This is a genomic window from Nocardia sp. NPDC101769, from assembly GCF_044766925.1.
In the GTDB taxonomy this organism is placed as follows: Bacteria; Actinomycetota; Actinomycetes; order Mycobacteriales; family Mycobacteriaceae; genus Nocardia.
The window spans coordinates 214,310-223,594 of the sequence record NZ_JBIWMX010000011.1; the positions used below are offsets into that span (position 1 = coordinate 214,310).

Sequence of the window (9,285 nt, forward strand, 5' to 3'; positions counted from 1 at the left end):
CGCGAATTCCAGTCGGCCCGTGAAGAATTCGGTCTACCTGACGCGCCAATCGGTATCCGTGAACTGTGGGATGCGAGTCGCGAGGCTATTGGGATTGCATCTCGGGCCAGGATGCTCGCTACTGCTGGGCGTACATGGTACAAGTCGCCGCTAGGTGCATCAGCGATCGCGGGTGTTATCTCGATAATTCTGATGGGTGCTCTGGCTTTCGTCGCGCCGGAATCGCTTCATGTGATTGTGGCTTCCACAACGCCTTTCGCGGGACTGGGCTCGAGCGCCGCCTTCTGAATCAGGCAGCAGTCCAAGATGGCGCGGAAGCTTCTTGAACCAGCCGAGAGGTTGCAGCGTCTGATCGACGATCGATCGGAGAAAGCATGCGCTGATCACGCTGCTGAGATCCAGAAACTGGAAGCAGAGGCTTCCGCTACCCGGAAGGAACTCGAAGCAGTTCGGGAACGCCGGCTCGCTGTACGGGAGGACCTCGCGGCTGCAGAGCGGGAGCGGGATGAGTTGACACCAGTTGCGGCTAGCTGGCGGCCTCGAATTCTGCGAACCGGACGGCTAGGCGGGCGGAACTGGGCTTGTCTTTGGCTCTTGCCGGTATGAACAGTTGTCGGCCGTTCATTTCTTGTAGACCATGACGGAGCATCGGACCGTCGATTTCATCCATGAGAGATTGGTTGATGCGTATCTGATAACCAGGTGTAATCCCGAGGAAGTTCTCGTCATATGCCGCGTGGTGGATCTTGCACAGACTCAATCCGTTGTCGACGGTTGGGGTGCCGTTCGGCTTGCCGTCGGCGATGATGTGGGCGGCATCGAGGAGCTTGGCGTGCTTGAGATGGCAGACGGCGCAGCGGCATTCGTAGGCGCGGAGGACTCGGCCTCGGAACTCGGGCTGGTGTAGGCGCTGTTTGGTCACTCGTTCGACGTATTCGCGTTCCAGGGGCTGGAGTTCGAGAGGGTTCTCGACCAGGCGGACGCTGTCGTGTAGGGCGATCAGAAACTGTCGGTTCTCTTGGTCGTCGGCGACGACGTATACCCGCGGCACCGGAACGAAGACGCCGTCGGCGATCTTCCGGAGTAGTAGGAGCGGTAGATCGAGGTCCAGAGCAGCCCGGAGCTTCTTGTTATCGCCGTTCACGCTGCCTTCGCGGTAGGCGTAGGCGAAGAGGGAGTCCTGTAGTTCTTCGTCCGCATACTTACCCTTGGGATCGGACAGGATCGACAGGGTGGCTAGCATGCCCTTTGGGTTGCGGATGCCGCGGTTGCGGTCGATGAGGCGGTGAGTCGCTCCGTTCAGAGTGAAGTCCCACAGTTGTTCGCGGGTAACGACTCCGGTGTCACCGACCAACTCCTCCAAGTGGAGGAAGATCTCCTCGCGGAGGATGGCCTCGGCATCCCTGTCCATGGAGAAAGTCTGTCATGGACCGAACCCGAGGAGTTGATCTTCAACAAATGCGTTTCAGTGCGCCGTGTCTGTCGAGCTTGCTGAGATGCTGGCCAGGGCTTGCGGGCCTTCGTGGATGATCGTGGCGAGAGTCGCTGCGTCCAGGCAGATCTCGAATTCTCGGTGGGTGTCGCCGAGGACGAGGGTGACGCGGTGTTCTTGGGGGTTGGGGACGAAACGGACTGGGCAGTCGGCGGCGGTGATTACCCAGGCCCCGATGGTGAGTTGGTCGAACATGGTGGGCTCCTCGGTGTTGGGATGGGTTATGTAGAAAGTGCATCACTCGAGTGGGTGGGTGGTTACCTTGAACTGGGTAAACCAGTGGCTTCTCGTCGAAAGCCCTGGACCGCTGGCAGTTTGGGCGTCCGCGTCACCCAGTACGGGTGCATGTTGATGGGGAAGCGTGTCATGTCGGAGACTGGTTCGACCTTGCCGAGGCGGCAGCTTGGGCGGTATTTGCGGGAGGCGCGGAGCGCGCTGGGGATATCGCAGGATCGGGTGGCGAAGGCCGCGGATGTCAGTACGTCGGTGTTGCAGCGGCTGGAGAGCGGGATCGCTACTCGGCTGAAAGTTCGAGATCTGCAGGCGATTTGCGATGTTCTGGAGCTGTCCGGCGATACCGCGGAGGCCATGGTCGGGTTGCTTCGTCAGGCGGCGGAGACCAGCTGGTGGCATGAGTACGGGAGCGTGATACCAGCGAACTTCGATGTGTATGTCGGGCTCGAGACCGCGGCTCGGAAGTTGACGACCTACCAGCCTGCACTCGTTCCTGGACTGCTGCAGACCCCCGAGTACGCTCGCGCGCTCATTCGAGCTGTGAAGCCTGAAGAGACGGCTGCGGACCACGAGCGTCGAGTCGAGTTGCGGGCGCGGCGGCAGGCAACGGTATCTCGGAGGTATCAGCCCCTGTCGCTCGACGTTGTCCTCCACGAGGCGGCGCTGCGGTGCAATGTGGGCGGTCCAATGGTGATGGCCGCTCAGCTGAGGCATCTCGCCGAGATCGGCAAATTGCCGAACGTCTCGGTGCGAGTGCTGTCGTTCAAGGCAGGAGCACCGGTCTGTGATCCCGTGGGGCAGTTCGCGATTCTCGAGTTCGACGAAGATACCGGAGGCGAACGCGTATGGCCTCCCGTGGTGTATCTGGAGACCTTCATCGGGTGTACGTACCTGGAGAAGGACGCCGATGTGCGGCGGTACTATCGGGTTCTCGATAGCCTTCAGCGGGCAGCGTTGGACGAGGCGGTCAGTCGTAACCTGCTGCGGCAGGTGGCAAAGGAGTTTTCAGCGTGACTGACGACCTATCCTCAGCCGAATGGTTCAAGAGCAGCTACAGCGGCGACAAGGCTGACTGTGTCGAGACAGCACATCTGCGAGACGGTTCGGTCGGGGTTCGCGATTCGAAGAACGCCAGCGGTCCCGCGCTGATCTTCACCCCGGAGCAGTGGGACGCCTTCGTCGCAGGTGTCGTGCGCGGAAGGCTGACTTCGGAGCAGGCTTAGGTCGACTTCCGCGATTTGGCGCACCGGACGCGTTAGCGTGGGCTATGGCTGCTGATCTGGAACCACCCATAGTTCCGAACGTACGTCGGACCTTCGTGGAGGCGCGGGGAGTACGCATTCATGTGACGGAGGCAGGGGAGGGGCGGCCGGTGTTGGCATTGCATGGGTGGCCGCAGCATCACTATGTGTATCGGGATCTGTTGGCGAATCCGCCGGAGGGGTTGCGGATCATTGCGCCGGATCTGCCGGGGTACGGGTGGTCGGGGGCGGCGCCGCATCGGTGGGCGAAGGAGGATGTCGCGTCGGATGTCCTTGCGTTGATGGACGAGATGGGGCTCGGCAAGGATGTCTTGTTGGTGGGGCATGACTGGGGTGGGTTTGTGGGGTATCGGATGGTGCTGCGGGAGCCGGAGAGGTTCGGGGGGTTCCTTGTTTTGAATATGGCGCATCCTTGGGCGCCGAAACAGGATGTGGCTCGGCACGCTTGGCGGCTGTTGGCTTATCAGCCGTTGATGGCGAGTGTGGGGGTGCCGTTGCAGCGGCGGACTCGGTTCTTGGAGTGGCTGTTTGGGGCTGCCACCTCGGAGGGGCATGCGATGGATGCGGACACCATCAAGGTCTTCGCGGACAGGTACAGGGATCCGGTGGTGGCTCGGACTGCTACCGACACCTACCGGACGTTCCTTCTGAAGGAGGTGCCGGCGTCGGTGCGGAATCCGGAGACTCGGCGGGCCACTGTGCCGGTTCGGGCGCTGTTCGGGAAGGACGACTCGGCGGTGCACTACTCGCTCGCCGCGGCGGAGACGGCTCGGGCGGATGACTACACGCTGGAGTTGGTCGAGGGGTGTGGGCATTTCATCGTTGATGAGCGGCCTGAGTTGGTGCGGGCGAGGTTGATCGGGTTGGCAGGGGAGACTGGGTAGATGAGGGGACTGGAATGAGCTCGCATTACTGGGCGGAATTCGGTCCGAATGGTGGTGTGTGGCGGGGAGAGTGCGGGGTTATGCCGGATCAGCGTCTGCGTCGTCTGATCACCGCTGCTGCCTCGTCCGCACACCTGTCGACGGATCGATATACCTCCCCGGCCGCGTACCTCAGCACCAGCCACCCTCCGAGCAGCAGTTCGTTCTGGCGACGGCGGTCTCTGCGGAATGTGCTCGACTCGCTGTGGAACTCGCGGCCGTCGATCTCGATGACGGTATGCGAGCGTTCGTCGACGAAGTCGCAGCGGTAGGGGCCGATCGGGTGGTTGCCGAGCAGGTGGATGCCGCGGCGGTTCATGGCTCGTGCGAACAGGCGTTCCGGTTCCGAAGCCGCGTGGATCGCGGCTTCGCGCACTTGTTTACGGATGGTCGCGGATCCGCGGAGGTGGGATTCGCACAGGTCGAGCAAGGCCTGTCCGGGCACCTGGTGTCCCACCTGCAGATCGATCAGTGCATCGGCCTCCTGCTCGGGAAGGACAGAGGCGCAGTCGAACACGGTCAATGCCGCGTTTGTGAGAGGGAGGTCGTAGCGTTCGTCGATCCAGTCGGGGCGGAGTTGCCGGCGGTAGAGCCGCAGCCATGCGGGGGTGGTGCGGTCGGCGTCTCTCGGGATGGTCGCCTCGACGCTGGTCGGTTCATCAGGGAGGAATCCGTGCAGCCAGGCCGCGGTTCGGTGACTGAGGACCGCGCGGGGCTGCCACGTGACCACGGCATGGCATCGGTCGAGAGTCGTTGGAGTGCCGAGGCGATACACGCCAGGGAGCAGTCGCGTGTAGACGCCGCGTCGGGATCGGTCGTTGATCGTGCTGGCGGGGACGCCTTCCGCGAGGAGCTCGCCATGTGAACGAATCATCCAGTAAGGATGCCGAGTAGCCGGGGCCACGCCATGTACTCGAGCTGGGGATATGCCGAGTCTGTGGATGCCCGCCAGGCTGTGGAAAACCAGCACGTCCCTGGTGGTGGTCAGGGACGTTGCGGCAGGCGGCCGCGAGAACGCGGTGGAGTGAGCGGAAGGGGCTGGGTTGGTTCGGGAGCGGTGATCGCGCTGGATCGGGAGACCCGCTGAGGTTTCGACCGCGCAAACTCTTTGGGCGGGCCCGCTGACGCCGCAGGTTGCCGGGGGCGAAGAAAATGAGGGTGACCTGGGGATATCGACGTGTGCGGCAGGCGAAGTGCCGCTGGTGGCGATAGGGTGACGGGCGCGGGTCGGCACCAATGGCTAGAAATTGGTCAAGTGACCGACTAGTCTGCGGGAAACCTGAAATGAAACAGGTTCACTCTTTGGCGGGTGCGGGCTGGGTTCGCATTGCCGCGGGTGTGGAAGTGAGGATGCGATGACTCTGTCCCGGCGGGCTGTGCTGGTGGGGGCTGCGGTGGGCGGCGTGGGGGCCAGTGCGGCTTTTGGTGCGAATATGGTTGGGGCACAACCTGTTCGGCATCGGGACGCGGGGCAGGGTTATCTTGTCGGCGTCGGGATCGCCGACATCACCGGGGCCCCGGCGGGGCAGGGGATGATGGGGTACTCCGAGGCTGATCAGGTCACTACGGGGCTCTTGACGCGGTGTTATGCGCGGGCCTACATCGTGGTGGATCAGGCTACGGGGGATCGGGTTGCGTTCGTGAACACCGACAATGCCTGCTTGTTCCAGTCGGTGCATCTGGTGGTGATGCAGCAACTGCAGCAGCGGTTCGCAGATCTGTATACCGAGCGGAACGTCAATCTCAATGCGACGCACAACCACAACTCGTGTGGTGGCACCGCGCGGGAATATGCGTATTCGCTTGCGGCCATGGGGTTTCAGCAGAACTCGCATGATGCCGAGGTGAACGGGATCGTGAAGGCGATCGTCGCGGCGCATGAGAATCTTGGGCCGGGGTCGATCATGCTCGGGCGGGGGGAGTTGCACGACGCCAGCGCGAATCGGTCGCGGGTGGCGTTCGAACTCAATCCGGACGAGGACAAGGCGGCGTTCCCGGATGCCATCGATCCGCAGGTCACCGTGTTGCGATTCCGGCAGGGCGGCAAGGATGTCGGGGCGATCACCTGGTTCGCCACCCACGGCACCTCGCTGACCGATCGCAACACCCTCATCTCGGCGGACAACAAGGGATACGCCAGCTATCGCTGGGAGCACGACGAGATGGGTGTGCGGCATCTGGACGGTGCGCCGTCGTTCGTGGCCGCCTTCCCGCAGACCAATGCGGGCGATATGACGCCCAATCTGTGGATCCGGCCCATGCATCCGTCGGGGCCGACCGAGGACAATCGCACCAACTGCGCCATCATCGGTGAGCGCCAATATCAGGCGGGCCGAAAGGCTTTCGATGCCGCGACGCCGATGGGCAGTGCCGGCGTGGATTCGGTGCTGCACTATGTGAACCTCGCGGACACCGCTATCGACGGCGACTACACCCCGGATGGCAAGCCGGCCCGCACCTCGCCCGCCATGATGGGCGCGGCGGCCATGGCGACCAGCACCGAGGACAACTGGAACTCGCAGCTGTCGTTCCTGCACGAGGGCGACGCCAATCCGATGGTGGCCGCACTCGGCGGACTCGACTCGCCGATCGAACAGTGGATGCGAGATGTGCAGGCGCCCAAGCTGATTCTGGCTCCACTCGGGGTGCTGCCGCCGCGGCCGTGGGTGCCGCAGGTCGTGCCGCTGCAGCTGATGCGGATCGGCGATCTGGTGCTGGCCTCGGGACCGTCGGAGTACACGGTCGTGTCGGGGCTGCGAATCCGGCGACTGGTGGCCCGGGCATTGAACGTGCCGCTGGAGAACGTGCTGCTGCAGGGGTACGCCAATGGCTACTGCGGATACGTCACCACCCCTGAGGAATACGCGTCTCAGCAGTACGAGGGCGGCGAAACCTTGTACGGGCGTTGGACACTCTCCGCACACATGCAGGAATTCGACCGGCTGGCAAAGGCTTTGGCGGCGCGCATCGACCTCGGCCGTGGCCCGGCCCCGCTCGACTGGGCCTTCGGATTGCAGCCGAATCTGCTGTCACCGGTTCCGGCCGACCTGCCGCACGCCGGTCGCGCCTACGGTGAGGTCCTCACCCAGCCGGGCGCGAACTATGGGGCGGGACAGACGGTTTCGGTGGAGTTCGTCGGCGCGCACCCCAATAACAACTTTCACCTGGACGGCACCTACTTCGAGGTCCAGCAGGGCTCCGGCGATGACTGGCGGCGCGTCTACGACGACAACGACTGGTGCACCGAACTGCACTGGTCCCGCCCGGACGGCCAACCCGCCGCCTCCACCATCAGTATCCAATGGACGGTGCCCGACAGCGCCCCCTCGGGCCGCTACCGAATCCAGTACACCGGCGACAGCCGCGACGCCGGCGGAGCCGTCAACGAATTCACTGGAACATCGGCGGAATTCGTGATCGGCTGACCCTATGGTGTTCGTTCGGCCCGCCGACGTGGCGGACGAGAAGTTCCTGTGGGCCATGCTGTTCGAGGCCTCGTACGCCCGCGATCGCGGCCTGGTCTCGCCGGACGAGCTGATGGATCAGCCGAAGCTCGCGAAGTACGTCCAGAACTGGGGTGCCGCAGGTGATCTCGGTGTGGTCGGAGGATTCGACGGCGTGCTGCTGGGCGCCGCGTGGCTGCGCCGGTTCACCGCCGAGGACGCGGCCCTGGGATACATCGACAGCGACACCCCGGAACTGGCAATCGGTGTCGCGCCGGAGAGCCGCGGCACCGGACTGGGAACCGCATTGATGACCGCACTCCTCGACGCAGCCCGTGAGCAGTACGAAGCCGTGAGTCTGAGCGTCCGCCTGGAGAATCCGGCCCGGCGGCTCTACGAACGCCTCGGCTTCGTCGCCGTACCGGGATCGGAGATCCTCAACCCGGCCGGAACCACCAGCATCACAATGCTTCTCCGCTTCCGCTGATCAGCGCTGTGGTGCGAGGTCGAACGCCAACCGTCCCGGCGCGAGATAGTCGTCGCGGTCCAGCAGCATCCGCACCTCCGGCCGCTCTCCCTCCGGCATCCGCGCGAACTCCTCGTGCAGCGGCGTCCGGAACGCCTCACCCCGGGCGGTGATCAACGGCAGCCAGTTGTCGTGATGGTTGGGCACGAACACCTTCGGCCGCAGCGCCTCGATATAGCTGCGCGGGTCCCGCAGCCCATTCGTGAACTGGTTGTACCCCTGCACCGCGCCGATGTGCACATCCGAGGCGGGCAGCGTGCGCAGCACGTCCAGGACGTGCGGCGCCTTGTCCAGCAGCGGTCCGGAGGAATCGTGCCAGGTCAGCACGAAATCGCCGAGCCGGAACTGATACAGCAGAACTCCGCCCTCCGGCGCGAGCAGATTGCGCGCCAGGTGTCCGGCGTCGCCCAGTCCCGGGGGATAGGCACGGATATCGCACAGACAGGGTTTGGGCCGCACGGGTGCGGAGGCATCAGCCCCCTCGTGCCGCGGTGTCCGCGCCGAGTGCAGGTGGCGGACCGCGGTCACCGAAAGCCCCGGCGCGAGCTCGAAGTCGTAGCGGTCGCCCGGCGCGGATTTGCTGGAACCCAGTTCCTGACAAGCCAATACGGCCCCGCGGACCTGCTTGCGAGCCGTCGCGCAATGCTCGGCGGTCCCGTGCACCACCGCCCCGCTCTCCCGCGCGATCGTTCCCGCGTCGGCCGCATGATCGAAATGCCCGTGCCCGATGAAGATTGCCGCCGGCTCCAGCGCCGCGACCTCCTTCGGCCCGGTCGGTACATACCCGGAGGTCGCCCCGCGCGGCACCCACGCGTCCAGCAGAAACACCACGCCGCCCATGGCCACCGCGAAACTGGCACACCCGAACCAGGACACCAGCACCTGATCCTCCCGCACCGCCCCGCTGACCGGATCCACCGCCTCGCTGCCGAAGAACCGCTGACGTGCGGCAATGGTCTTACTATTCGGCACCCGGAACCCCTTTGTCTCGCATCGCGGCGGCATCGCCCGCCCGCATTCTGCCCGGATCCGCCCGCACTGTCACCCGCCGGCGAGCGATGCCCGGTCCGCCGGCCACACGCGACCGATCACGCTGCTGACGGTCTGCGCGTCCGCGCGGTGGCCCGATCGCTGAGCCAGGACACGCCACGCTCGAGGGGACCGCGGCCGACTGCGAGCACCCACAGCACCGACATCGCCACGGTGATCGCGAGGAACACCACCAGCAGGGTATTGCTGGGCTCCTCGGAGATATGGTCGTCGAGTAGCCATATCGCGACGATGTGTGCGGAATACACCGTCAGCGGCACGGCGCCAACCGCCGCGAGTGGAAAAGTCAAGGGGCGGAATCGATCTGCGATCAGCAGGAAGACCGCGATCACTGTCACCGCGAATCCCAGCGATC

Annotated in this window: 9 protein-coding genes and 1 pseudogene; 5 read left to right on the top strand and 5 right to left on the bottom strand. The window is 64.4% G+C overall.

Going from position 1 to position 9,285, the window contains the following annotated elements:
* Positions 1–526: 526 nt before the first annotated feature.
* Together ACIRRA_RS19805 and ACIRRA_RS19810 are read right to left on the bottom strand one after the other, a co-directional pair.
* Positions 527–1,411 (bottom strand): HNH endonuclease, encoded by an 885-nt coding sequence (locus ACIRRA_RS19805; protein ID WP_402769825.1) that lies wholly within the window; start codon positions 1,409–1,411, stop codon positions 527–529.
* 54 nt (positions 1,412–1,465) lie between these two features.
* Positions 1,466–1,687, bottom strand: a complete 222-nt coding sequence (locus ACIRRA_RS19810; RefSeq protein WP_402769827.1) for a hypothetical protein — start codon at positions 1,685–1,687, stop codon at positions 1,466–1,468.
* A gap of 171 nt (positions 1,688–1,858) precedes the next feature.
* Here ACIRRA_RS19810 and ACIRRA_RS19815 point away from each other — a divergent pair, with 171 nt between their 5' ends.
* Genes ACIRRA_RS19815 through ACIRRA_RS19825 form a run of 3 tightly spaced genes read left to right on the top strand, consistent with a single transcriptional unit; the run spans position 1,859 to position 3,872 of the window.
* On the top strand, positions 1,859–2,740 hold the full coding sequence (locus ACIRRA_RS19815) for a helix-turn-helix domain-containing protein (RefSeq protein WP_402769829.1): 882 nt from the start codon (positions 1,859–1,861) through the stop codon (positions 2,738–2,740).
* Entirely contained in the window at positions 2,737–2,949 is a 213-nt protein-coding gene (locus tag ACIRRA_RS19820) for a DUF397 domain-containing protein (RefSeq protein WP_402769832.1), read from the top strand. The genes ACIRRA_RS19815 and ACIRRA_RS19820 overlap by 4 nt, the downstream gene beginning before the upstream one ends.
* A gap of 44 nt (positions 2,950–2,993) precedes the next feature.
* A complete protein-coding gene (locus ACIRRA_RS19825) occupies positions 2,994–3,872 on the top strand; it encodes an alpha/beta fold hydrolase (RefSeq protein ID WP_402769834.1) in 879 nt (292 codons plus the stop codon).
* An 88-nt stretch (positions 3,873–3,960) separates the two neighbouring features.
* Here ACIRRA_RS19825 and ACIRRA_RS19830 read toward each other — a convergent pair whose 3' ends face one another.
* Complete coding sequence (locus ACIRRA_RS19830; protein WP_402769837.1) at positions 3,961–4,881, bottom strand: DUF559 domain-containing protein; 921 nt, start codon at positions 4,879–4,881, stop codon at positions 3,961–3,963.
* A 385-nt stretch (positions 4,882–5,266) separates the two neighbouring features.
* Between ACIRRA_RS19830 and ACIRRA_RS19835 the strand changes: the two genes are divergently transcribed.
* Complete coding sequence (locus ACIRRA_RS19835) at positions 5,267–7,336, top strand: neutral/alkaline ceramidase (protein WP_402769840.1); 2,070 nt, start codon at positions 5,267–5,269, stop codon at positions 7,334–7,336.
* Positions 7,337–7,340: 4 nt separating this feature from the next.
* Entirely contained in the window at positions 7,341–7,841 is a 501-nt protein-coding gene (locus ACIRRA_RS19840) for a GNAT family N-acetyltransferase (protein ID WP_402769843.1), read from the top strand.
* Here ACIRRA_RS19840 and ACIRRA_RS19845 read toward each other — a convergent pair whose 3' ends face one another.
* On the bottom strand, positions 7,842–8,852 hold the full coding sequence (locus tag ACIRRA_RS19845; protein ID WP_402769845.1) for an MBL fold metallo-hydrolase: 1,011 nt from the start codon (positions 8,850–8,852) through the stop codon (positions 7,842–7,844). It lies immediately after the preceding gene.
* Positions 8,853–8,968: 116 nt separating this feature from the next.
* A pseudogene (locus ACIRRA_RS19850) lies at positions 8,969–9,285 on the bottom strand (hypothetical protein); the annotation flags it as partial.